The organism is Stenotrophomonas sp. P5_A9 (genome assembly GCF_056400525.1).
The window spans coordinates 31,176-54,762 of sequence record NZ_JBFULC010000023.1 but is presented as its reverse complement, the minus strand read 5'-3'; the positions used below and the strand labels follow the sequence as shown (position 1 = coordinate 54,762).

Sequence of the window (23,587 nt, the reverse complement as noted above, 5' to 3'; positions counted from 1 at the left end):
GATCAGCGGACCTTCCGCCAGATCGAATGGCGTTGTGGCTTCGGTGTGCTGGATCATCGCCAGCGCCGCATCGGGATCGCTCTGTGTGCGCAGGTCGTCAAAGATCAGCGGCAGACCCTGCGAGGTGGCAAGCAAGTGCACGCGCGGCTCACCCTGCCGCTCCACGAACACAGAGCGCAGTGATTCATGTCGCTCGAACAGCGCGTCGAGCGCGGACGTGAGCTCGGTGACATTCAGCGGTCCCCGCAGTTGAAGCGCAACGCGCATGTTGTAGTGGGTGGCGCCGCGATCCAGCTGGTTGATGAGCCATAATCGGCGCTGGGCAAAAGACGCGGGCAGATCGCCGTTGCGCGGAATACTCTCGATGGGAGCTGAGAGAAGCACACTTGGTGCCGGCGTTTTGGTCCTGGCCAAGGCGAGCAGCTGTTCCATCCGCTGCTTGCTGAGCCCGCGCAGCAACCCATCCCTAGTATTCATCCAAGCTCATCCCTGCTTGCTGGCCCTTCCAGGCATCCGTGTTTCATGCGTGCGTACATCGCGTGCTGGCGTTCCCTGCGGGCGCTCAATATGTCAACACCAGCTGGTCCTTGGCAGAATGTCGTTGAGCCGGCGGTTGGGCGCGTACTTCCTCGACTGCCAGCCGGAGATCGCGGAAGTACTCGTCAAGCCGGGCAGCGTGAACCAGGTTGACGGTCTGATGAATAGCCCGTGGCCGCGCGACCAGACTCATGTACCACCCGCGGTCGCTCATCCTCCTGGCGATGTCAAAGGCATCAAGTTCGTCCGAGGCTGTAGCGATGATGGTGAGGTGTGGGGGTGCGATGACGGCCAGGCCCCTGATTGAGGCCAGTCTTTGCAGGTGGCGATCACGCAGATCCATCAGTGCTGCGGTGATACCAAGGTAGCCCTGCCTGCCCAAATGGTGCATGACGGCCCAGGCCGATGCGATCGGCCCGCCGGAGCGCGTGCCGCTTAGTGTTGGGGTGAAGTACTCGCCCTTGGGCCAATGGGCGAAATGATTGAACTGGAAGCGCTGGTCGTCCAAGCTCCGATATAGAATCAACGAAGCGCCTTTGGCCGAATAGCCAAATTTGTGCAGATCTGCAGAAAGCGAACGTACACCAGGCAGGTCGAAATCGAAGGCAGGCAGGTCGTATCCAAGTTCACGTACAAAGGGTGAAAGCAAACCACCCACGCAGGCATCGACATGTAGCCATACACGCCGCCGCTGTGCGAGTTCGCTTAGTTCGTCGATCCTATCAATGAGTCCAAATGGCAATGAAGGAGCCGAGCCGGCGATGAGAATGGTGTCGGGCGTGATGGCCGATTCCATTGCGGATACGTCGCTGCGTAGATCTGCTCCAACTGGGGTGCGCGTCACGGTTATTCCGAGAAGCTGCGCACCTTTATCGAAGGCGGGATGCGCGGATTCCGGAATGACGATATTCGGCTGCCCAGAGCTGCTGCGCGCAGCCGCTTCGTCACGCGCGGCTTTCAGGGCAAGGATAATGCTCTCGGTTCCGCCCGATGTAATGCTCCCGGAAGCTCCAGAAGGGGCGTTGAGCAGGCCCAGCACCATCCCGACTACGTCGTTTTCCATACGCTGGCAGCTTGGAAACGCTGCGGGGGCAAGCGCATTGGAATCAGCGAACTGAGCGAACGCGGTCCGTGAAATCTCATCTACTGTTCGGCTGGCGAAGTAGCAGTGCAACGGCAATCGGCCGTCCCTTACATCCCAGTCGCCTTGCTGTACATGCGTCAAGCGCTCGCGCACCTGCGCGACGTCGAGCCCGGTATCGGGCAAAGCATAACGTACCATCGGTCCAACCTTCTCCTTGTGGCACTTAAGTCACTGGGGTCCGAATATCGATGTCAAGGGTTGAACGCCTGTGACAACCCAAGGATCCGAAGATATACGCTGCCGAATGATAAGGCAATGCCACTTAGGGAGGCATTTTTGTGCGGGTGTTGCGGGGAATTGTGTGCTCCTGCATTCACCGGTGACTGTTGAACGCGCGCGCGTTGCTTGGGTAGAAGAAACCTGTCTTGGACAGATGAATGGACGCGAAGTTGCCGATCCGGCATCTGCGATTCTGGAAGCCAGTATGGACATGCGGCGGGTGGGGCCACGCCAGCGGCAGTCTGCTCAGGAGCGGTGACTGCTGGGGCCATCTGTCGGGCAGCAGCTTGATCTGTTTAATGAGTGCGGCGGGTCATTGCGGCGACAAAGCTGCCTGCGTAGGCTTTTTGGCGCGGTTCGAGCGTGAGCGGATCTATAGAACCAGCTACCTGACGTTGGGTGCAGCACGAGCGGATGTGTTTGGCTACATCGAGCAACGCCATAATCCAAGGGTGCGACGAAGAGTGACCAGGCAAGATCAGAATGTTGCAGCCCTTCTCTTACAACCGTCCGTGATATCTGGGGTAGAACCCAGCCCCCTTGACGGAAGGGGGAGTAGCCCGTGGCGACCCCCGCCCGGACGGACACGCGGACTGAAGTGCTCTGGATATCCCAGTAGATCGTGACGAAGGGCGAGTGATCGCCGACCAAGCAGCTCCCTTCCGAGCTAATGCGGAGCAACTTCGCCAAAGAAGGTGGCGATCTCGGGGACCAGTTGTCGAGCGTCTCGCTGGGGCAAAAAAGGAAGGTTTGGAAGCCCTGGATCAACACAGAGTCTCGGTCTGAGGATGATTGGCTCGAGTCCGGTACCGGTAAAGGACTGCCTGTTGGACTAACCATTCCATCGCCTTGCACGCCAGAGTCGCTGGTAGATGGTCGAGCTGGACCAACTTACGGCATGGACGTGCAGTGTGTCAGATCGAGGACCTTTATCCTTCAAGGGTGGCGGTTGGACCAACTATTCCAGTCGACCAAGCAGACGGATACGAAGGGGTGGCCCAGCCGGGCTACCCCTTTTTTCATGCCGCGCCCGGTAGAGCCACCCCATGGGTGGCTGCGTGATTCCCCGGTGGAAGCGCAGCCACCCATGGGGTCGCTCTACCGGGCAGGCGGTCACCGCGTCGCCCCCATTGGGGCGCGCCACCCGGCAGGGGGCCGCGGAACTTTAGTCGTGCCCGGCGGCGGCGTTCAGCGACGGTTTTAGCCGCGGTGCCATTCTCGGGGTCGTCAGCCGTTTTCGACGACGAACTGTCCCAGATCTGCAAACTCCTGGGCCAAGGTGCGGCCGTAGAATCGAGTGACCGAGGACCGGGCGCACGCCGTGCCGCCTGCCTCGCCGCAACCAGGCGCACCTCTCGACTTCAGTAACCTGCAACAGGAAACAAGAATGAACGTCCGCGAAGTTCTGCAATCCAAGAAAGAAGCCATCGTCACCATCGACGTGGAGGACACGATCGGTGCAGCCGCGCACAAGATGAGCGCGCACAAGATCGCTGCCCTGGTGGTGATGAAGGATGATGCGCCGGTAAGGATCATTTCCGAGAAAGACATCGTGCGCAGTCTGGCCGAAGACGGCCCGCAGGCCGGCAGGCGCGTCATTTCCAGCTTGCCGTCGGCTGGCCTGGAAGGCATCGCGCCGGAGGCGACCCTCAAGCAGGCCATGGCGCTGATGACCTACTCGCGCCACCGCCATCTGATGGTGACCGAGAACGCCAAATTGGTTGGCATTCTCAGCCTGGGCGACATCGTCAAGAACCTGCTGACCGAGCTGGAACTGGAAAAGGCGGTGCTGCAGGACATCTACATGGCGGCGCATTGACCGACCAGATCGACCTCGTGGCGTGGCGCTGCCGGCACCGACAATAGGTCGGCACCGGTAGGGTCATTGCCGCGTCGATCCTGTTCAACCTGGCGGTGCTCGGCCCAGATCCGCATGCGGGGGACTGCGTCGCCCTTGTGGGCTATCTGGCGTTTCAGCGCTGAACCGGTAGATTTTCCCGACCAGGCCGGCACGTTGCATGTCGGCCATCAACGCGCGCGCTGCGGACCGGTCAGCTGGCGAAGATCATCGACAAACAGCTGGTATGCCGCCGCACGCGCGTCGCCTTCGGGCTGCCGCAGCACCCATGCCGGATGCACCGTGGCGAACGCCCGGGTGCCGTCGTCCAGTGCGTGCCAGCGCCCACGGTTCTCCATCAGGTTGAACCCTGCCCCGAACACCGCCGAGGCGGCGCTGGCGCCCAGGCAGACGATCACCGCCGGGCGTACCTGCTCGATCTCATTCAGCAGCCACGGGCGGCAGGCGTTGATATGGGTTACCTGTGGCTTGCTGTGGATGCGCCGCTTGCCGCGCCGCTCGAAGCGGAAGTGCTTGACCGCATTGGTCAGGTACAGCGTGCTGCGATCGATGCCCAGCTCGCGCAACGCGCGGTCCAGCAGCTGGCCGGCCGGGCCGACGAACGGATGGCCGCTGAGGTCCTCCGCGTCGCCGGGCTGTTCGCCTACGAGCATCACCTGCGCATCGCGCGGGCCCTCGCCGAACACGGTCTGGGTGGCCGGCTCCCAGAGCGGGCAGCGGCGGCAGCCCGCCGCCGCCGTGCGCAGCGCATCCAGGTCGTCGCCATTGGCGGTGGCCGGCGCACGCAGCGCAATGCTGCGTTCGGGGATGCGGCGCTGCGGCGCCTGCGCGCCACGGTCGTGCATGTCCTGCACACGGTCGCCGGCATCACGCACCAGCGTTGGCAGCAGGCTTGCCTCGGGAAGATGCTTCCAGTATCTGACCGGCATCTCCTGCTGCATCATCCGCGTGTTGAGCCGCGCCGGATTGAAGATGTTGGCGTAGTACGTGCGCCAGAGTTCTTCCCGCGCATCTTCGGCAGGCGCGTCGTCCTGCCTGCCGCCCGGGCCGAATGACAGCGCCTGCCCATCCCAGCTGACGCTGCGCGCCGGGGTCAGGATCGCCCAGCGCATGCCGGTGAAGCGACGCGCGAAGAACGGTGCAACGCGGTCCACGATGTGGTGGTCCGGCTCGAACCACGCGATGAAGGCGTCCTGCTCGCCGGGCACTTCGCGGAAGCGCACGAACGCCTTCATCTTGTGGGTGTCGCGGCGCACCGCCTGGGCCAGTGCCATCGCGCGTTGCACGTCCGGGTCGGTGGGAATGGACAGCAGCCCACGTTCGCCCGACGCGATGCGCCACAGCATCCGATACAACAATGCCATGCGCTGTGGATCGCGGTGGCACAGGCAGGTGGCGGCAAGCTCGACGAAGGCCCTGGATACGTAGGTGGGCGTGTCGGCTGCGGCGGTGTCGGCATCGCGCATCGGCGGCAACGCGGGCGCGTCCAGCAACGAGGACTCCTGCCCCTGCAGCCAGTCCAGCTCGGCCGGCGCGATGCCACGGTGCAGGGCCAGGCGCGCGGCGTCTCGCCACGCCTCCAACGACCACGCCGGGTCGATGCGTACGCTCCAGCGTGCCATCTCAGTGCGTGGCAAGGTCAGGGAACAGCGAGGCCTGGCGCGGTGGCGGCGCCAGCCGTGCACGCAGCGTGGCGGGGTCGTCCAGCTGTTTGCGCGGATGGTGGTCAGCCAGCTGCACGAACGGCAGCAGCTTGCTCATCGGTGCGCGCAGCCGCGCCACGTCGGCCACGCGCAAGCGCACGTGTCGACGCGCCATCAACACGCGCTTGACGTTGCGCACGCCCAGCCCGGGTACGCGCAGCAGCAGCTCCTTCGGCGCGATGTTGAGGTCGACCGGGAAGCGTTCCGGGTGACGGATCGCCCAGGCCATCTTCGGATCGATATCCAGGTCGAGCATGCCGCCCTGGGTGGTATCGGTGATCTCCTCCACGCCATAGCCGTAGAAGCGCAGCAGCCAGTCGGCCTGGTACAGCCGATGCTCGCGCGCCAGTGGCGGGGCCTGCAGCGGCAGGATCCGGCTCGCATCGGGGATGGGGCTGAAGGCCGAGTAGTAGACGCGGCGCATGCGGTAGTTGCCGTAGAGGTTGTCAGCCGCGGTGAGGATCTGCTGGTCGCTGGCACCATCGGCGCCGACGATCATCTGCGTGCTCTGGCCGGCGGGTGCGAATTTGGGTGGGCGCGGCCGCGCACGCGATACACGCGGCGCAGGCGTGGTCGTGGCAGCTGCGGCTGCATCGCCCTTCCTGGCCTCCTTGGCCTCTTCGATCCGCCAGCGCAGCTCACCCATGGCACCGCGGATGGAGGGCAACGATTTCTCCGGTGCGAAGCTGGCCAGGCCCGCCTCGGTCGGCAGCTCGATGTTGATCGACAGCCGGTCGGCGTACCGACCCGCTGCGGCCAGCAGTTCCGGCGACGCTTCGGGAATGGTCTTGAGGTGGATGTAGCCGGCGAAGCGATGCTCCTCGCGCAGCACGCGCGCGACCTCGACCATGCGCTCCATGGTGTAGTCCGCGTTGCGGATGATGCCGCTGGAAAGGAACAACCCTTCGATGTAGTTGCGCTTGTAGAAGTCCATGGTCAGCGCGACGACCTCGTCCACGCTGAACCGCGCGCGCTGCACGTTGCTGGATACCCGGTTGACGCAGTACGCGCAGTCGTAGATGCAGAAATTGGTCAGCAGGATCTTCAGCAGCGACACGCAACGGCCATCGGGGGTGTAGCTGTGGCAGATGCCGGGGCCGTCGGTGCTGCCGATGCCGCCGGACGCGCGCGAATCGCGCCGCCCCGCGCCGCTGGAGGCACAGGACGCGTCGTACTTGGCGGCATCGGCCAGGATCGCCAGTTTGTGTATGGTCTCCATGCGCAAACGCTAGGGCAGGGCGGTCTCATCCTGTGAGATCGCCCGTATGGAAGATGAAGAGTTCATCTTCGGCGGCATCAGGGATGTGCGTCGAACCAGGCCACGATGCGGGCGGGCGAGCTGGTGAACCAGGCATGGGCACCCAGCGCTTCGGTGTACAGCGCGGTCTCGATCCCCTGCGCCTGCAGGCGGCCGTAATACGCGTTCATCGTCCACCACGGCACCACCGGATCGATGAAACCGTGCAGGAACAGCGTCGGCGGATGGTCGGCCGGCAGCACCTCGGGCACGGTGCACATCGGCCCACCGCAGGTCGCATACGAACCGGACTGCACGGCCAGCGCGCGGAACTCGCCGGGGAAGGACACCGCCATGCGGCTGGTGTTGTAGCCGCCGCTGGAAATGCCGGTGGCGTAGCGCCGCAGCGGATCGAGCGGGCCGAACGTGCCGGCGGCGATCGCATCGAACACGTTGCCGAGGAAGTCGTAGTCGGTGCCCAGCTCATAGGTGCTGGACAGCCCGGGCAGGTTGGTCTGCCAGAACAGATCGGCCGGTGCGGCGGGCGCGACCACCGCGTAGCCGTGGTCGAGCAGGCGCTGGATCAGCTTGCCTTCGTGGAAACCGCCAAACGGGTCGGTGTCGGCATAGTGGAAGTCTTCCAGCGGGAAGAACGACCCCTGGTACAGCAGCACCACCGGCCAGCCCTGCGGCGGTGGTGTGCCGACCGGCAGCTGGTAGGTGACCCGGCGTTGTCCCACCACACCCGAATCGATCCAGGCGGTCTGATGGGTACAGCTGACCTCCGCCGGCCGTAGCAGCGTGCGTGCGCGTTCGGTGCAGCGCGATTGCGCCAGCGCGTTGCCCCATGGCAATGCCAGCAGGCAGAGCAGCAGGGCCCAAGGACGAAGACGAAACTGATGCATGCCGAGCTCCCTGCCAGGCCACGTCGGTGGGCGCGGCGTTCCAGATCGCGGGCCGGGCATTGCCCGGCCGCCCCGTTGCAGTGGTATTCCAGCACGTCCGCGTGAATGCGGCGCGAGCGCGTGGCTAGAAGGTGACCTTCACCGAATCGGCGCTGTAGCTGGCCGGCCCATGGAACACCACTTCGATGTTGTTGTCATCCGGATCCAGCGCGAAGGCAGCGTAGTAACCGGGATGATACGGACGCTCGCCGGGCGCGCCGTTGTCGGTGCCGCCACTGGCCAACGCGGCCGTGTGGAACGCCTCCACGGTGGCGCGGTCGCGCGCCTGGAACGCCAAGTGGTGGCGCCCGGTGAGACGACCGGCCGCGGCGTCGCTGTCGGCGCTGGAAACAAACAGTTCGTCGGCCCAGAAGTAGGTGTCGCCTTCGCCGGCGATGGGAATGCCGATGGTGTCAAACACCGCCTGATAGAAACGGCGGCTGGCGGGGAGGTCCTTGACCACCAGTTGCAGGTGGTCGATCAGGCGGCCGCGATGCAGTTCCATGGTTTCCATGCGCACTCCAAAGGATGGGCAGGTGCACAGGTATACACCGGGGCGGAGGGCGCGACATGCACGTTGCTGACTGCGTGGGGGGGGGCGGACAACAGCGCACCCGGCATGCGGACCGGGGGGCGGTTCCCACGTGGACACCGCACCCTCCAAGGGCACGGCGCCGCTGCCGGATCAGGCGACCGGGGTGTTGGAGATGATCTCCACCCAGTAGCCGTCGGGGTCCTTGATGAAGGCCAGATGCTTCATGCGGCCGTCTTCGAGGCGCTTCTGGTAGGGCACGTCGAGGGCATCGAAGCGCTTGCAGGCGACCTGGATGTCCGGCACGGACACGCAGATGTGGCCGAAACCGCGCGGGTCGCTGTTGCCGTCGTGGTAGACCGGGCCGTCCTGGCTCTCGGTGCCGTGGTTGTGGGTCAGCTCCAGCACGCCGGGGATGCCGGCCATCCACACGCGGCGCGCGTCATCGCCGGCCGGGATCTGCGTGCCTTCCGGCAGCAGGGCCAGGAAATACAGGCTGAACTGCGCCTCGGCGAAGTCGCGCTGGTCGATCAGGCGGAAGCCCAGCACGCGGGTGTAGAAATCCAGCGAGGCGGCGCTGTCCTTCACGCGCAGCATGGTGTGGTTGAACACGAAACCGGTGGTTTCGGCCGGAACCTGCGCGGCGACGCCGGGCTGGGACTGCAGGGAAGCAAGGCTCATGGGGGGACATCCTGTGGCAGCGGGGGCCGTGGGTTCACGGCCATGGCGCCCATTTTAGCGGGGCGGCTGCAAGGCGACGTAGAATGCTGCGTCTCCTTGCACAGTCCTGGCCATGTCGCAGCGTGAATGGGTGGCTGCCGCCATCCGCAAGATCGAAGCCGATTTCAACCGTTCGGCCGATACCCACCTGATCCCGATGGATCTGCCCGGGCATGCCGGCATCGACCTGTACTTCAAGGACGAATCCAGCCACCCCACCGGCAGCCTCAAGCATCGCCTGGCGCGCTCACTGTTCCTGTATGCGCTGACCAACGGCTGGCTGCGCGAGGGACGCCCGGTGATCGAGGCCTCCAGCGGCTCCACGGCGGTGTCTGAGGCGTACTTCGCACGGCTGCTGGGCCTGCCGTTCATCGCGGTGATGCCGGCCACCACCTCACCGGAGAAGATCGCCGCGATCGAGTTCCATAGCGGCCGTTGCCACCTGGTCGAGCGCGCCTGCGATCTCAATGGCGATTCGGAGCGACTCGCCCGCGAAACCGGCGGCCACTTCATGGACCAGTTCACCTACGCCGAGCGCGCCACCGACTGGCGCGCCAACAACAACATTGCCGAGTCCATCTTCAAGCAGATGGCCGAGGAACCGAACCCGGTGCCAGAGTGGATCGTGTGCAGCCCGGGCACCGGCGGTACCGCGGCCACGCTGGGCCGCTACGTCAGTTACCGCCGGCATGACACCCGCATCCTGTGCGCCGACCCGGAAGTGTCGGTGTTCTATGACGGCTACTGCGCGGCGCTGGCCGGCCAGCCGTGGCGCGAGCTGACCTGCAGCGGGGGCTCGCGGGTGGAAGGCATCGGCCGGCCGCGGGTGGAATCCAGCTTCATTCCGACCAGTGTCGATGCGATGGTCAAGGTGCCCGATGCGCTGAGCCTGGCCGCGATGCGCCACGTGAGCCGCCAGCTGGGGCGTCGCGTCGGCGGGTCCACCGGCACCAATTTCATCGGCGTGCTGCAGGCCGCCGAGCTGATGCGCCAGGCCGGGCGCAGCGGGTCGATCGTGACCATCCTGTGCGACAGCGGCGAGCGCTACGCGCACAGCTACTACAACCCGGAGTGGTATCCGCGCCAGGGCATCGACGTGGAACAGGCCGATGCGGTGATTGCGGCGGCGGTGGCCGGGCAGGGCTTGCCGGCGTTGCCCTGTACGTCGCTTGAGGCACTGTATTGAGTTGTAGAGCCGACCGTTGGTCGGCTGCTCTTGCCGTGACGCCGTAAATCAGCCGACCAACGGTCGGCTCTACGCCTGCACGCGCTGGTAGGCATCCAGCACGGTGTCGCGCAAGACCGGTGGCAGGGTTTCATACGTTGCTGACAGATCATCGAACTGCAGGGACAGGTCCACGCCGATGCGTTGACCGGCCTGCACGGCCAGGATCACCAGCAGCGTGCACAGGACGAATTCGCGCTCGTGGCCGGGTTCGCAGCGGATCGCGCCGCGCTCGATCACTTCATACGGATACCAGAGCTGGTCGTCCTGCAGCCGCCCGGCCTGCGGGCCGACCACCTGCGCCAGGGCGGCGCGATGGCGCGGCTGTTCGTCGGCCTTCCCGAGCGCGGCGATCCAGTCCAGTTCGGCGGTGCTGGCCGTGCCGATCAGCGCGAAATGCGACTGTGCGTAGGTGAACTCATCCATGATCGCGCCGCAATGCCAGCGTAGGAGGCTCCAGCCTCGGTCGGCGCCCGTCAGTCGCGCGTGAACATCGGCTGGCCGATCCGGGGCGGTGCATCGCCTGCAGGGCTTGTGCCGGACCGGGGGCAATGCCATATCGTGGGGGAATGCCGCTGCCGCGGCCCCGTTGTCTGGAGATGCCTGTGACCCCCACCAACCCCCTGCTCGATTTTTCCGGCCTGCCGCGCTTCGACGCGATCCAGCCTGAGCACATCGCCCCGGCGATCGACGCGCTGTTGGCCGAGGCCGACGCCGCGGTGACAGCGGCCGAAACCGTCAGCCCGGTGACCTGGGCCAGCTTCGTGGTGCCGCTGGACGATGCCACCGAGCGCCTGTGGCGCGCCTGGGGCCAGGTTGGCCACCTGCAGGGCGTGGTGAACACCCCGGTGCTGCGCGAGGCCTACAACGCCAACCTGCCCAAGGTGACCCGCTTCGGCAGCGCGCTGGGCCAGAACCTGGCGTTGTTCCAGCAGTACCGCGCACTGGCTGCCGCACCGGAAGCGGCGCAGTACGATGACGCCCGACGCAAGGTGCTGGACAACGCCCTGCGCGACTTCCGCCTGGGCGGCGCCGAGCTGGATGACGCCGGCAAGGCGCGCTTCAGTGCGATCAAGGAAGAACTGTCGGCGCTGTCGGCGACGTTCTCGCAGAACGTGCTTGACGCGACCGATGCCTGGTCGCTGCACGTGGAAGATCCGGCCGAGCTGGCCGGGCTCCCCGACGATGTGATCGCCGCGGCACGTGCGGCAGCGGAGAAGGACGGTCTGTCCGGCTGGAAGTTGACCCTGCAGATGCCGTGTTACCTGCCGGTGCTGACCTATGCCACGCACCGCCCGCTGCGCGAGGCGCTGTACCGTGCCAACGCGCTACGCGCCTCCGAGTTCGGCGATGCCGCGTGGGACAACAGCGCCAACATCGACCGTGTGCTGGCCCTGCGTGCCGAACTGGCCGCGCTGCTGGGCTTTGCCAACTACGCCGAGTACTCCATCGCCACCAAGATGGCCGAAGACGCCGCGCAGGTGCTCGGCTTCCTGCGCGACCTGGCCGCGCGCGCCAAGCCGCATGCGCAGCGCGACCGCGCTGAACTGGACGCGTTCGCGCGCGACGAACTGGGCCTGCAGACGCTGGAGGCCTGGGACCTGGCGTTTGCCAGCGAGCAGCTCAAGCAGGCCCGCTACAGCTATTCCGAGCAGGAAGTGAAGCAGTACTTCACTGAGCCCAAGGTGCTCGCTGGACTGTTCGCCGTGATCGAAGGCTTGTACGGGCTGCAGGTGCAGCCGGACACGGCGCCGGTCTGGCATCCGGACGTGCGTTTCTTCCGCCTGGTCGATGCGCAGGGCGCGTTGGTGGGGCAGTTCTACCTGGACCTGTACGCACGCGAAGGCAAGCGCGGGGGCGCGTGGATGGACGATTGCCGCAACCGTCGCGATACCGCGGCCGGCGTGCAGACCCCGCTGGTGTACCTGGTGTGCAACTTCGGCAAGGGCGCCGAGGGCAAGCCGGCCACCTTCAGCCACGACGAAGTCACCACCCTGTTCCATGAAATGGGCCATGGGCTGCATCAACTGCTGACCCGCATCGGCGAGCTTGGCGTGGCCGGCATCAACGGTGTGGAATGGGATGCGGTGGAGCTGCCCAGCCAGTTCATGGAGAACTTCTGCTGGGAGTGGGAGCGGGTGCAGGGCATGACCGCGCACGTGGACAGCGGCCAGCCGCTGCCGCGCGCGCTGTTCGATCGCATGCTGGCTGCGCGCAACTTCCAGAGCGGCATGTTCACCGTGCGCCAGCTCGAATTCGCGCTGTTCGACATGCAACTGCACAGCAGCTTCGATCCGCTGCAGGACACCGTGCTGCAGCTGCTCGAGCGCGTGCGCGACGAAGTGGCGGTCAACCGCCCGCCGGCATGGAACCGCTTCCCGCATCAGTTCAGCCATATCTTCGCCGGCGGCTATGCGGCCGGGTACTACAGCTACAAGTGGGCCGAGGTGCTCAGCGCTGATGCGTATGCCGCGTTCGAGGAAGCGCCGGGCAACACCGCCGACACCGGCAGGCGCTTCCGCGACGAAGTGCTGTCACGCGGCGGCAGCCGCAGTGCGGCGGAAAACTTCGCCGCCTTCCGTGGGCGCGCGCCCCGCGTGGATGCGCTGCTGCGGCACAACGGCATGGCGGGGTAAACCGCCCGGCGGCGGCAGCGCATTCCGGAGGAAGGGGGCGTAGAGCCGAGCCATGCTCGGCTGACGCGCTGCAGACCCGGAACGAAGGGCAGCGACCGTGACGACGGGCAGGCACCGTGGCGAAGAGCAGGCGCCGTGACGAAGGGCAGCCACCGTGACGACAGGCAGGCACCGGGACGAAGAGCAGCCGAGCATGGCTCGGCTCTACCGGCCATGCGGGCCGTGCGGGCCGGTTTCATTCGGCGTAGATCATTTTCCGGGTCATGCCGCCATCCACCACGTGGTCCTGCCCGGTGATGAAGCCGGACAGGTCCGACAGCAGGAACACCGCCAGCGCGCCGATATCTTCCGGCTGGCCCACCCGCCCGACCGGGTGCTGTGCATGGTCGCGGCGCGACAGCGTCGGCGTGCGGCGGCGCGCCGGCCCCTGCCAGGCATCGGTGGTGATCCAGCCCGGGCTGATGCTGTTGACCCGCACGGCCGGGCCTTCGCTCAGCGCCAGCGCATGGGTGAACGCCACCAGCCCGCCCTTGGCGGCGGCATAGGCCTCGCTGTCCGCCTCGGACTGCCATGCACGGGTCGAGGCGATGTTGATGATCGCCCCGTCGTGTTCGCGCAGGGCCGGCAGCGCGTGCTTGCTGCACAGGAACGCGCCGTGCAGGCTGGACAGCCGGCGCTGCCATTCGGCCAGCGTCATTGCCGCCAGCGGCGTGCCATGCGCGCTGGCGATGCCGGCGTTGTTGACCAGCCCATCGATGCGGCCGAAGCGTTTGAGCGTCGCCTTCACCAGCGCCTGCACGCTGCGTTCGTTGGCCACGTCCGCGCGCTGGAAGGCCGCGCGTTCGGGCAATGCCCACTCCTTCAGGCAGGCCTTGCCGGCATCGGCATCGAGGTCGGCGATCATTACGCTGCCGCCGGCACCCAGTACCGCCTGCGCGATGCCGCGGCCCACGCCCTGCGCACCGCCGGTGACGATCACCACGCGATCGCGCAGCGGCTGCGGTGCCCACTCGGCAATGGCCGGGGTCAGTGGCACCGTGAGTTGTCCTTGCGCCCGAGCAGGCGCGTCCAGCCTTCCACGCCCAGCTTGTCCAGCGTTTCGATGTTGCGCTCCACGATCACGTCCGGGTCCGGGAACGCGGCCACGGCGCGCTCGACGCTGTCTTCGCGTAGCAGGTGCAGGGTCGGGTAGGGCGAACGGTTGGTGTAGTTGCTGACGTCATCGGTGGCCGCCCCGGCGAACTGGTACTGCGGGTGGAAACTGGCCACCTGCAGGATGCCCTGCAGGTCCAGCGCCTCGATCGCGGCATCGGCGTTGTCGAGGAAATCGTTGTACTCCAGGAAGTCGCCCAGCACGTGCGGATGCACGATCAGCGTGGTGTCGATCTGCTCGGCCGGGGTGTCGCGCAGCAGTACGAGTTCCTCGGCCAGTTCCTCCACCAGTGCCTCCGGGGTGGTGGCATCGCTGAGCACGAAACGCACCTGGTCCTTGACGTACACCGCCTTGGCGAACGGGCACAGGTTCAGCCCGATGACGATCTGCTCCAGCCAGGTGCGGGTTTCGGCGATGAAATCGGTGCCGTCCGGGGCGCTGCTGTCGGTGAAGCGGTCATCGTTCATGGCGGGCGGTATCGCGGGCTGGGCAGGCGATTGTAAGGCGCAGGACGGCACGGGCGCGTATCGGCGCGGACAGGGTACTGCTCGGCGACCGGCCCCCCACCGCATGCCTACTGTCCATTAACTGGACAGTGGGCATGCTGCAAAGTCCTTGTGCGGCAAGCACTTGTGCCGAATGCGGCCAGTGGCCAATAGGCAGCGCCGCCGTGCGGGTATTGAATGTCCGGGTGAACCAGAACGATAAAGGCGAGCAGACAATGACTGAAACATCCTCCTTCCTTCCCACGGATCTGTGGTCCGGCAAACTGTTCGACGGCACGTGGCAGACCGGCGCCGGCGTCCAGGACGTGATCGAACCGGCCACCGGCAACACCCTCGGGAAGATCGCCATGACCGACCCGGCCGGCATCGCCGCGGCCGCTGCCACCGCCGCCAAGGCGCAGCGCGAATGGGCCGCCGCCCCGTACGAGACGCGCGCCCAGGTACTTCGCCGCGCTGCGCAGTTGGCCGAGCAGTACAACGATGACATCGTGCAGTGGCTGGTCCGCGAAAGCGGCTCCACCCGGCTCAAGGCCGGCTCCGAAGCGAAGGTGAACACCAAGGCGCTGCACGAAGCGTCCGCGCTGCCCTCGCGCAGCATCGGCGAAGTGCTGCCCTCCGAACCCGGCCGCCTCAACCTGGCGCGGCGGCGTCCCCTCGGCGTGGTCGGGGTGATCGCACCGTTCAATTTCCCGCTGTACCTGGCCATGCGGGCGGTCGCGCCGGCGCTCGCGCTGGGCAATGCGGTGGTGCTCAAGCCCGATCCGCGGACCGCCGTGTGCGGCGGCTTCGTCATCGCGCGCCTGTTCGAGCTGGCCGGGTTGCCGGCCGGCCTGCTGCACGTGCTGCCCGGGGACGGCGCCGCCGGTGCCGCGCTCACCAGCGATCCCAACATCGCCATGATCCAGTTCACCGGTTCCACCGGTGCCGGGCGCAAGGTCGGCGAGGCGGCGGGCAAGCACCTGAAGAAAGTCTCGCTGGAACTGGGCGGGAAGAATTCGCTGATCATCCTGGACGACGCCGACCTCGACCTGGCCGTCGCCAACACCGCCTGGGGCGTGTACCTGCACCAAGGTCAGATCTGCATGGCCACCGGCCGCGTGCTGGTCCAGCGCAGCATCCATGCGCGCTTCCTGGAGAAACTGGTGGCCAAGGCTAGGTCGCTCAAGGTCGGTGATCCGGCGACGGGCGATGTGGCGATCGGTCCGCTGATCAACGCACAGCAGCGTGACCACGCCGCACGCATCGTCGCCCAGGCGCAGGCCGCCGGTGCCACCCTGGCCACGGGCGGTGGCTACAAGGACCTGTTCTTCGAACCGACGGTGCTCAGCGATGTGGGCCACGACAACCCGGCCTTCCGCGAAGAGATCTTCGCGCCGGTCGCGGTGGTGGTGCCGTTCGATACCGACGACGATGCCGTCGCGCTGGCCAACGACAGCGAGTACGGCCTGTCGATGGCGATCGTGTCGAGCAATGTCGGTCGCGCGCTCACGCTCGGCGAGCAGCTGCGTACCGGCCTGCTGCACATCAACGACCAGACCGTCAACGATGAGGTGATCAATCCGTTCGGTGGCGTCGGCGCGTCCGGCAACGGCACCAGCATCGGCGGTCCGTCGAACATCGACGAGTTCACCCAGTGGCAGTGGCTGACCGTCAAGGGCGAAGCGCCCGCCTACCCGATCTGAGAAGGAAACCGACATGACCGCAACAACCGAACTGCGCGACATCACCGTGGCCGTGGTGCGCGAGAAGGAACAGCCGTTCACCATCGAAAAGGCCCGCATCCGCGGCCCGCAGGACGACGAAGTGCTGGTGCGCGTGGTGGCCACCGGCCTGTGCCATACCGACCTGATCGTGCGCGACCAGTACTACCCGGTGCCGCTGCCTGCGGTGCTTGGCCATGAAGGCGCGGGTATCGTCGAAGCGCTTGGCCCGGGCGTGAAGGACCTCAAGGTCGGCGACCACGTCGTGCTGACCTACGGCGCCTGTGGCCACTGCAATCCCTGCAGCGGCGGCCACGGTGCGTACTGCAAGGATTTCTTCGGGCTCAACTTCGGCGGTGGCGCGCTGGATGGTTCCACCGCCATCCAGGATCCGGACGGCAACCCGCTGCACGATCATTTCTTCGCGCAGTCTTCCTTCGCCACCTATGCGCTGAGCCGCGAGAACAACGCCATCAAGGTGCCCGAGGATGCGCCGATCGAACTGCTTGGCCCGCTCGGCTGCGGCATCCAGACCGGTGCCGGCGCGGTGATCAACTCGCTCAAGGTCAGCGCCGGCAGCAGCTTCGCCAGCTTTGGTGCCGGTGCCGTCGGCCTGAGCGCGGTGATGGCCGCCCGCGTTGCCGGGGCGACCACCATCATCGCCATCGATGTGGTGCCGTCGCGATTGGCGCTGGCCAAGGAACTGGGCGCCACCCACGTGATCAACAGCCGCGAGGTGGATGTGGTTGACGCCGTGCGCGAGATCACCGGCGGCGGTGCCAACTTCGCGCTGGAATCCACCGGTCGCCCGGAGGTGCTGGCACAGGGCATCGAAGCGCTTGGCGGGCGCGGCGTGATCGGTGTGGTCGGTGCGCCGAAGCTGGGCACCAAGGCCGAGTTCGACGTCAACAACCTGCTGCTCGGCGGGCGCAGCATCCGTGGCATCGTCGAGGGCGACAGCGTGCCCAAGGTGTTCATCCCGCAGCTGGTGCAGCTGTACCAGCAGGGCCGCTTCCCGTTCGACAAGCTGGTCAGGTTCTATCCGCTGGACCAGATCAACCAGGCGGCTGAAGACAGCACCCGCGGGGTGACCCTCAAGCCGATCCTGACCCTGGGCAAGTGAAACAATCCGTCGCGGACATGGGTATCCGCGACGGCACAGGCAGTCAGGTTGCCGGGTGTACGCTGTCAGTCCCCTGGGAGGTGACCGATGGCTGTGATGCAACGGGAACAGCAGCAGGTACTGGCTGCCGCGCGCCAGCGCTTCGCCGACGGCGGGGCGCTGGCCGAATCGTTGCTGGCGCCGTCGGTGCAGCGTTCCTGGGAGCGCTCACGGCTGGCCGGCGTGCAACCGTGGCAGGCGCCGCATTACGCGCCGCTGGCGACCTCCGGTCCGCGCCTGGAAGACCCGGCCGACCGCCGCCTGGCGCGTTGCGTCCGCGAGGACCTCGACCACCTCTGGGCCGCCTTCGGCGGACGCCAGTGGACCCTGTTCTGCGTCAATGCCGACGGCACGGTCGTGGCCCAGCGCGAGCATGGCCTGGCGGACGTGCCGGTGCTGCGCCCGATCCAGATAGGCAGACGCCTGCGCGAGATCGATATCGGCACCACCGCACCAGCATGCAGCCTCGCCGACGATGCGCCTGCACTGGTACGCGGCAACGAACACTACCTGGACCGCTTCGCCTCGGTGTTCTGCCTGAGCGTGCCGCTGCACGGACTGGACGGACAGGTCCTGGGCGCATTGGACATCACCGGCACCGGCGAACGCGATGCTGAACTGCTGCACGGCTATTTCCGCCAGGCCGCGCTGTCCACCGAAAACCGCCTCATGCGCGAACACCGGCCCTGCCACCTGTTGGCCGTGCAGCACGACGCGCGCTGGCTGCATTCTCCGTTGCAGGGCCTGCTGGCGGTGGAAGAAGACGGCCACATCCGTGCCGCCAACCGCGTCGCGCGGCGCCTGTTCGGCCTGCCCCGACGCGGCCCGCTGCCCCTGCTGACCCTCGATGCCCTGTTCGCTGGCGCCAGCGTGCACCAGCGCCGCCGCCTGCTGCAGGCGGGCCCTGCGTACCGTGTACGCCTTGCCGAAGACAGCGCCGTGCAGGTGCAGTACCTGCGTGGACCGCTTGCGGCACGCGCCGGGGTGGGGAGCGATGCATACGTCCGCGAGGTCGGTAGCCGTTCGTTGCGCGCGCTGACCACGCAAAGCGTGCGCGATGCCGTGGCCGCGCACCAGGGCAACGTCACCGCAGCGGCGCGCCAGCTGGGTATTTCGCGCACAACGCTCTACAAGCACCTGCGCGGATAGATGTGCGTGGTTGCCGGCCAGCTGCCGGCAATGCCAGCGGAGGATCCGCGTTCGATCAATCGCGGAAATTGTCGAACTGCAGCGGAACCTCGAAGGTCTCCTTCCTCAGCAGCGCCATCGCATCCTGCAGGTCGTCGCGCTTCTTGCCCGTCACCCGCAGCTTGTCGCCGTTGATCTGGCTGTCCACCTTCAGCTTGGCTTCCTTGATCTTCGCCGCGATCTTCTTGGCCACCTTCTGCTCGATGCCCTGCTTGACCGTGATCTTCTGCCGCGCACCGGCAAGATTGGATTCGATGTCACCAAACTCCAGGCACGCCGCGTCGATCTTCCGCGCGGTCAGCCGCTGGCGCAGGATGTCGGTCATCTGCTGCAGCTGGAAATCGCTCGGCGCGGACTGGGTGATCACGCTGTCTTCCAGCACGAACTCCGCCTCCACCCCCTTGAAATCGAAGCGCGTGGACAGCTCGCGGTTGGCCTGGTCGACCGCGTTGGTCAACTCGTGGGTGTCGACTTCGGAAACAACGTCAAAAGAGGGCATGGGCAAACTCCAGCGGATGAATGCCCACATTCTATCAAGCCACCATGGACGGCCCGGCCAAGGCGGCGATAATGGGCCATGAACACGCAGAAATCCCCCACCCGCGCCGTCGCCTGGATGCTCATCGCCGTCGCCTGCTTCTCGCTGATGGATGCGGGCATGAAGCAGCTCTCGGCCAGCTACCCCACCTTGCAGGTCACTTTCCTGCGCGGCGCCGCCTCGCTGCCATTCGTGCTGGTCTGGGTGCTGGCCACCGCCGGCCCGCGCTCGCTGGTGCCCCGGCGCTGGGCCCTGCACCTGCTGCGCGGCGTGCTCGGCATGGCGATGATCGGCTGCTTCGTCTACGCCCTGCGCAGCCTGCCGCTGTCCACCGCCTACACCATCTACTTCGTCGCCCCGCTGCTGATCGCCGCGCTCTCGGTGCCGCTGCTGGGCGAGCACGTGGGCCCGCGCCGCTGGATCGCCATCGGCATCGGCCTGGTCGGGGTGCTGGTGGTGCTGCGTCCGGGCATGGGCGGCTTCATCTCCATCCCCGGGCTGATGGTGTTGCTGGCCGCCACCGCCTACGCGGTCGCCGCGATCACCGTCAGCATGCTCACCCGCACCGACACCCCGCAGTCGATGGTGGTGTGGTTCCTGGTGATCATGGCCATCGGCGCCGGCCTGCTGGCCCTGCCGGACTGGCAGCCGTTGCAGCTCGGCCACGCCGCGCTGATCGCCGGCATGGGTCTGGCCGGGGCAGGGGGCCAGGTCGCCCTGACCCGCGCCTTCCAGCTCGGCGAGGCATCGATGATCGCTCCGCTGGAATACACCGGGCTGGTCTGGGTGATCGGCTGGGACCTGCTGTTCTGGGGCGCGCTGCCGGATGGGGCGACCTGGCTGGGCGCGGCGATCATCGTCGCCTCCGGCCTGTACCTGCTGCACCGCGAGCGCATCCGCCAGGTCCAGCCGCCCACACCGCTGGACCATCCCTGAGCCCGCGCGGGGCCCGCCCGGCCCCGATCACGCTGCCTTAGAACCAAACGGAATATCATTGCGCGCTGCCGCACGGGCCAGGGCCGTCCCGCGCTGGTAGGCTGCACGCCCCCTCCCGTCGATGCCCGGTTGACCGCGAAGTGATCGAGTTCCAGCGCCTGCACAAATCCTATGCCGTCGGCGGCCGCGCGATCGCCGCGCTGCAGCCGCTGGACCTGACCATCGAGGCCGGCGAAGTGTTCGGCATCATCGGCCATTCCGGTGCGGGCAAATCGACCCTGATCCGCCTGATCAACCGGCTCGAGGAACCCACCGGTGGGCGCCTGCTGATCAACGGCGAGGATGTCACCGCGCTCGACGCGGCCGGCCTGCGCGTGCTGAGGCGGAAGATCGGCATGATCTTCCAGCACTTCAACCTGCTGTCCTCGCGCACGGTGGCCTCCAATGTCGCCTTCCCGCTGGAACTGGCCGGTACCCCGCGCGCGGAAATCGACGCGCGCGTGGACGAATTGCTGCACACCGTCGGCCTGGAGGCGCACGCGGGCAAGTACCCCGCGCAGCTGTCGGGCGGCCAGAAGCAGCGCGTCGGCATCGCCCGCGCGCTGGCCACCCGTCCGCAGATCCTGCTGTGCGATGAGGCCACCAGCGCGCTGGACCCGCAGACCACCGCCTCGGTGCTCAAGCTGCTGGGCAGGATCAACCGCGAACTCGGCCTGACCATCGTGCTGATCACCCACGAGATGGACGTGATCCGCCGCGTCTGCGACCGCGTGGCCGTGCTCGATGCCGGCCACCTGGTCGAAACCGGCCCGGTCACCGACGTTTTCCTGCACCCGCAACATCCGACCACGCGGCGCTTCGTCAACGAGTCCGAACAGGTCGACGAAGGCGAGCTGCACAAGGACTTCCAGGCCGTGGCCGGGCGCATCGTGCGCCTGACCTTCCTGGGTGCGGACACTTACGAACCGCTGCTGGGCCGCATCGCGCGCGACACCGGCGTGGACTACAACATCCTGTCCGGCCGCATCGACCGGATCAAAGACACCCCGTATGGCCAGCTGACCGTGTCGCTGGTCGGGGGCGACGTGCAGGCCGCGCAGGCCGGTTTCGTCGCCGCCGGTGTCCACCTCGAGGAGCTGCGTCGATGATCCTGGCTGCTGCAGGCGGCTTCTTCCGCCATCTCGATGCGGGCAAGTGGGCCGATATCGGCCAGGCCACGCTGGATACCCTGCTGATGCTCGGCGGCTCGCTGCCGCTGACCCTGGTCATCGGCCTGCCGCTGGGCGTGCTGCTGTTCCTTACCGGCTCGCCGCAGCTGCATCGCAAACCGGTGCTGTACGGCGCGCTGGCGCTGTTGGTCAACCTGCTGCGCTCGGTGCCCTTCATCATCCTGATGATCGTGCTGATTCCGCTCACGCTGTGGATGATGGGTACCTCGCTGGGTGTGCGCGGGGCGATCGTGCCGCTGGTGATCGGTGCAGCGCCGTTCTATGCACGGCTGGTGGAAACCGCCCTGCGCGAAGTCGACCGTGGCGTCATCGAAGCCACCCAGGCGATGGGCGCCACCACCTGGCAGCTGGTCACCCGCGTATTGCTGCCCGAAGCGCGCCCCGGCCTGATCGCCGGCGCCACTGTTACCGTGATCGCGCTGATCGGCTTCACCGCGATGGGCGGTGCGATCGGCTCGGGCGGTCTGGGCGACCTGGCGTTCCGCGATGGCTACCAGCGCTCGCACACCGACGTGGCGCTGGTCACCGTGGTGCTGCTGCTGGTGCTGGTGCAGGCCCTGCAGATGCTGGGCGATTGGCTGGTGACGCGCTACAGCCGGAAGTGATTGGCAGGCACTTCAGGTCATGCCGGTTTGCGTGACCGCCATCTGTGTTATATTCCGTTTGGCGTAATACGCTGGGCGGAATGATCCAATCCTTCCGCTGCCGTCATACGCTCGCTCTGTTTGATGGGCGATGTCCTCGCCAGTTTCGCGGGTTCCAGTCACTGGCGGAGCGCAAGCTGCAGATCCTGGACGCGGCACAGACGCTGCAATTCCTGCGCAGCCCGCCCGGAAATCGGCTCGAAGCGCTTTGCGGCGATCGACGCGGACAGCACAGTATCCGCATCAATGCGCAGTGGCGGTTGTGTTTTGTCTGGACCGACAACGGTCCGCATGACGTCGAGATCGTCGATTACCACTGAGGTGCCACGCATGAGCCGACCCATCAACAAACTCAGGGCCGTCCACCCCGGCGAGATCCTCCGCGAGGAGTTCCTGCGGCCCTTGCAGCTGAGCATCACCGGGCTGGCGCGGGCACTGGATGTGCCGCCTACGCGTCTGCACGCGATCGTGCACGAAACCCGCGGCGTCACGGCCGACACCGCAGTACGGCTGGCACGTCACTTTGGTGGCGATGCCGCCTCGTGGTTGGCCCTGCAGGCCGAATACGACCTCAAGACGCTCCCCACCCGCCGGGAAATCGAGAGCAGGGTGCAGCCACGCCAGGCGGCGTGACCACCGGCATCAGCGGACGTTCGGGACCTCATAGCCCAGCCGGTCCACCTGCTCGGGGTGCTGCGGCACGCGCTTGAGCTTGTCGGTATTGACCCCGTACTCGTCGCGCAGGCGGGTGGCCAGTTCCTTGTACAGGTCCTTGTCCATGTCCGGCTTGCGCGCGAAGATCCAGGCCATCTCGCGGCCCGGGTAGCCGAGCATCGCCCATGAGTAGTCCGGAGCCACTTCCAGCACGCGGGTATGGGTCGGCACGACCTTGTAGAACCAGGTACGCCAGTTGTGGTTGCCGCTGTCCTCGTCCACCGAGGCACGCACGGTCAGCTGCTGCTGCGGTTCGGAGAAGCCGTTGCGGTAGCGGTAGGTGATGCTCACCTTCTGGTCGCCACGCAGGCTGAATTCGTTGACGCTGGCCACGTGGCCGCGTTCGACCGGATTGGGAACACGGCCGATCACATACCAGGTGCCCATGAACCGCTGCAGGTCGATCGGAGCGCCTGTCGATTCGCTGGCCACCGGTGCCGGGGTCGGCTTGGCCTCGTGGCGGAAGGCGCAGGCGGACAGCAGCGACAGCGTCGACAGCAACAGGACAGCGCGAAGCGGGCGGTTCAGAGACATGCGGCAGGAGGCTCCAGTGGCTGGCAGGGGCATGGTGGGTGGGACGACGGAGAACGTCAATGGTGGCGTTCACACTGGCCCTCCATGCGGCGGCGACAGGTCGCAGCCAGTGAGATGGTGGCACGGCAAGGTGACGCATCACTTTCGCACGGAGTCGTGTCATGCCCTTGTCGTCTTCGCGTCGTCAACCACGTTCACACGGTCCCTCGCGCACCGCCAGCGCGCCCGATCCGCAGGTGCTGCGCTGGGTCCGGCAACTCGCCCTGGCGGGACTGGCCCTGGTCCTGGTGTGGCCGGCCGCCCGCGGCAGCAGTGTCTGGCTGGGCTGGTTGCCGCTGTGGCTGGTCGGCATGCCGTTGCTGGCCTGGTGGAGCCTGTACCGGTTCCGGCTGCCGCAGCTTCTGCTACGCCGCCGCAGCACGCGCCGTCGCGGCCCACAGGCCCGCCGCCGCACCCGCGTGGCGCCGCGTACCGCGCGCCCTGACCTTCGACACGGGAGCGCCGGCCAGACCGTGTGATAGCGTCCGG

24 protein-coding genes and 1 pseudogene are annotated in these 23,587 nt (G+C 66.7%); 13 read left to right on the top strand and 12 right to left on the bottom strand.

Annotation, left to right across the window (positions count from 1 at the left end):
• Together AC1DR7_RS09525 and AC1DR7_RS09520 are read right to left on the bottom strand one after the other, a co-directional pair.
• On the bottom strand, positions 1–432 hold a 432-nt coding region (locus AC1DR7_RS09525; RefSeq protein ID WP_478076460.1), incomplete at its 3' end, for a condensation domain-containing protein.
• Between the two features lie 130 nt (positions 433–562).
• A complete protein-coding gene (locus AC1DR7_RS09520) occupies positions 563–1,819 on the bottom strand; it encodes a pyridoxal phosphate-dependent decarboxylase family protein (protein ID WP_478051831.1) in 1,257 nt (418 codons plus the stop codon).
• A gap of 317 nt (positions 1,820–2,136) precedes the next feature.
• Here AC1DR7_RS09520 and AC1DR7_RS09515 point away from each other — a divergent pair.
• Positions 2,137–2,424, top strand: a pseudogene (locus AC1DR7_RS09515) (IS3 family transposase); the annotation flags it as partial.
• An 863-nt stretch (positions 2,425–3,287) separates the two neighbouring features.
• On the top strand, positions 3,288–3,719 hold the full coding sequence (locus AC1DR7_RS09510; RefSeq protein ID WP_312237140.1) for a CBS domain-containing protein: 432 nt from the start codon (positions 3,288–3,290) through the stop codon (positions 3,717–3,719).
• Between the two features lie 209 nt (positions 3,720–3,928).
• Here the strand turns inward: AC1DR7_RS09510 and AC1DR7_RS09505 are convergent, their stop codons facing one another.
• The 5 genes from AC1DR7_RS09505 to gloA form a co-directional block, all read right to left on the bottom strand.
• The gene (locus tag AC1DR7_RS09505) at positions 3,929–5,380 is read right to left on the bottom strand and encodes a UdgX family uracil-DNA binding protein (RefSeq protein WP_478051830.1); all 1,452 of its coding nucleotides are present in this window, start codon (positions 5,378–5,380) and stop codon (positions 3,929–3,931) included.
• A 1-nt stretch (position 5,381) separates the two neighbouring features.
• On the bottom strand, positions 5,382–6,680 hold the full coding sequence (locus AC1DR7_RS09500; protein WP_478051829.1) for a putative DNA modification/repair radical SAM protein: 1,299 nt from the start codon (positions 6,678–6,680) through the stop codon (positions 5,382–5,384).
• 77 nt (positions 6,681–6,757) lie between these two features.
• Positions 6,758–7,603, bottom strand: coding sequence for an extracellular medium-chain-length polyhydroxyalkanoate depolymerase (locus AC1DR7_RS09495; protein WP_457319556.1), 846 nt, complete (start codon positions 7,601–7,603; stop codon positions 6,758–6,760).
• Positions 7,604–7,727: 124 nt separating this feature from the next.
• Entirely contained in the window at positions 7,728–8,156 is a 429-nt protein-coding gene (locus AC1DR7_RS09490; protein ID WP_457319555.1) for a VOC family protein, read from the bottom strand.
• Positions 8,157–8,327: 171 nt separating this feature from the next.
• Complete coding sequence (gene gloA / locus AC1DR7_RS09485) at positions 8,328–8,855, bottom strand: lactoylglutathione lyase (RefSeq protein WP_457319554.1); 528 nt, start codon at positions 8,853–8,855, stop codon at positions 8,328–8,330.
• 112 nt (positions 8,856–8,967) lie between these two features.
• Here gloA and AC1DR7_RS09480 point away from each other — a divergent pair, with 112 nt between their 5' ends.
• Positions 8,968–10,080, top strand: a complete 1,113-nt coding sequence (locus AC1DR7_RS09480) for a PLP-dependent cysteine synthase family protein (protein ID WP_478051828.1) — start codon at positions 8,968–8,970, stop codon at positions 10,078–10,080.
• Positions 10,081–10,149: 69 nt separating this feature from the next.
• On the opposite strand, the gene AC1DR7_RS09475 is transcribed toward AC1DR7_RS09480, so the two are convergent.
• Positions 10,150–10,545, bottom strand: a complete 396-nt coding sequence (locus AC1DR7_RS09475; RefSeq protein ID WP_457319552.1) for a hypothetical protein — start codon at positions 10,543–10,545, stop codon at positions 10,150–10,152.
• Positions 10,546–10,718: 173 nt separating this feature from the next.
• Between AC1DR7_RS09475 and AC1DR7_RS09470 the strand changes: the two genes are divergently transcribed.
• Complete coding sequence (locus AC1DR7_RS09470) at positions 10,719–12,755, top strand: M3 family metallopeptidase (protein WP_457319551.1); 2,037 nt, start codon at positions 10,719–10,721, stop codon at positions 12,753–12,755.
• Between the two features lie 235 nt (positions 12,756–12,990).
• On the opposite strand, the gene AC1DR7_RS09465 is transcribed toward AC1DR7_RS09470, so the two are convergent.
• The gene (locus AC1DR7_RS09465) at positions 12,991–13,791 is read right to left on the bottom strand and encodes an SDR family oxidoreductase (protein WP_478052769.1); all 801 of its coding nucleotides are present in this window, start codon (positions 13,789–13,791) and stop codon (positions 12,991–12,993) included.
• The gene (locus tag AC1DR7_RS09460; protein ID WP_478051166.1) at positions 13,782–14,375 is read right to left on the bottom strand and encodes a DUF1415 domain-containing protein; all 594 of its coding nucleotides are present in this window, start codon (positions 14,373–14,375) and stop codon (positions 13,782–13,784) included. Before AC1DR7_RS09460 ends, AC1DR7_RS09465 begins: the two co-directional genes overlap by 10 nt.
• Positions 14,376–14,629: 254 nt before the next feature.
• Between AC1DR7_RS09460 and AC1DR7_RS09455 the strand changes: the two genes are divergently transcribed.
• The 3 genes from AC1DR7_RS09455 (at position 14,630) to AC1DR7_RS09445 (ending at position 18,425) form a co-directional block, all read left to right on the top strand.
• Entirely contained in the window at positions 14,630–16,096 is a 1,467-nt protein-coding gene (locus AC1DR7_RS09455) for a benzaldehyde dehydrogenase (protein ID WP_457318781.1), read from the top strand.
• A 13-nt stretch (positions 16,097–16,109) separates the two neighbouring features.
• On the top strand, positions 16,110–17,237 hold the full coding sequence (locus AC1DR7_RS09450; protein ID WP_457318780.1) for an NAD(P)-dependent alcohol dehydrogenase: 1,128 nt from the start codon (positions 16,110–16,112) through the stop codon (positions 17,235–17,237).
• Positions 17,238–17,324: 87 nt separating this feature from the next.
• Entirely contained in the window at positions 17,325–18,425 is a 1,101-nt protein-coding gene (locus tag AC1DR7_RS09445) for a helix-turn-helix domain-containing protein (protein ID WP_478051164.1), read from the top strand.
• Positions 18,426–18,480: 55 nt separating this feature from the next.
• Here AC1DR7_RS09445 and AC1DR7_RS09440 read toward each other — a convergent pair whose 3' ends face one another.
• On the bottom strand, positions 18,481–18,963 hold the full coding sequence (locus AC1DR7_RS09440) for a YajQ family cyclic di-GMP-binding protein (protein ID WP_256776930.1): 483 nt from the start codon (positions 18,961–18,963) through the stop codon (positions 18,481–18,483).
• Positions 18,964–19,041: 78 nt separating this feature from the next.
• Here AC1DR7_RS09440 and AC1DR7_RS09435 point away from each other — a divergent pair, with 78 nt between their 5' ends.
• From AC1DR7_RS09435 to AC1DR7_RS09415, 5 genes are all read left to right on the top strand, one after another.
• Positions 19,042–19,938, top strand: coding sequence for a DMT family transporter (locus AC1DR7_RS09435; RefSeq protein ID WP_457318776.1), 897 nt, complete (start codon positions 19,042–19,044; stop codon positions 19,936–19,938).
• A gap of 140 nt (positions 19,939–20,078) precedes the next feature.
• The gene (locus AC1DR7_RS09430; RefSeq protein ID WP_256776932.1) at positions 20,079–21,086 is read left to right on the top strand and encodes an ATP-binding cassette domain-containing protein; all 1,008 of its coding nucleotides are present in this window, start codon (positions 20,079–20,081) and stop codon (positions 21,084–21,086) included.
• Positions 21,083–21,772, top strand: coding sequence for a methionine ABC transporter permease (locus AC1DR7_RS09425; RefSeq protein WP_256776933.1), 690 nt, complete (start codon positions 21,083–21,085; stop codon positions 21,770–21,772). Before AC1DR7_RS09430 ends, AC1DR7_RS09425 begins: the two co-directional genes overlap by 4 nt.
• An 80-nt stretch (positions 21,773–21,852) precedes the next feature.
• Positions 21,853–22,131: a type II toxin-antitoxin system RelE/ParE family toxin gene (locus tag AC1DR7_RS09420; RefSeq protein WP_457318774.1), complete on the top strand. Its 279-nt coding sequence runs from the start codon at positions 21,853–21,855 to the stop codon at positions 22,129–22,131.
• A gap of 10 nt (positions 22,132–22,141) precedes the next feature.
• Complete coding sequence (locus AC1DR7_RS09415) at positions 22,142–22,444, top strand: HigA family addiction module antitoxin (protein ID WP_256776934.1); 303 nt, start codon at positions 22,142–22,144, stop codon at positions 22,442–22,444.
• Positions 22,445–22,453: 9 nt separating this feature from the next.
• On the opposite strand, the gene AC1DR7_RS09410 is transcribed toward AC1DR7_RS09415, so the two are convergent.
• Entirely contained in the window at positions 22,454–23,059 is a 606-nt protein-coding gene (locus tag AC1DR7_RS09410; RefSeq protein ID WP_256776935.1) for a lipocalin family protein, read from the bottom strand.
• 161 nt (positions 23,060–23,220) lie between these two features.
• Between AC1DR7_RS09410 and AC1DR7_RS09405 the strand changes: the two genes are divergently transcribed.
• Positions 23,221–23,577, top strand: a complete 357-nt coding sequence (locus AC1DR7_RS09405) for a hypothetical protein (protein ID WP_457318772.1) — start codon at positions 23,221–23,223, stop codon at positions 23,575–23,577.
• The last annotated feature ends 10 nt before the right edge of the window (positions 23,578–23,587 follow it).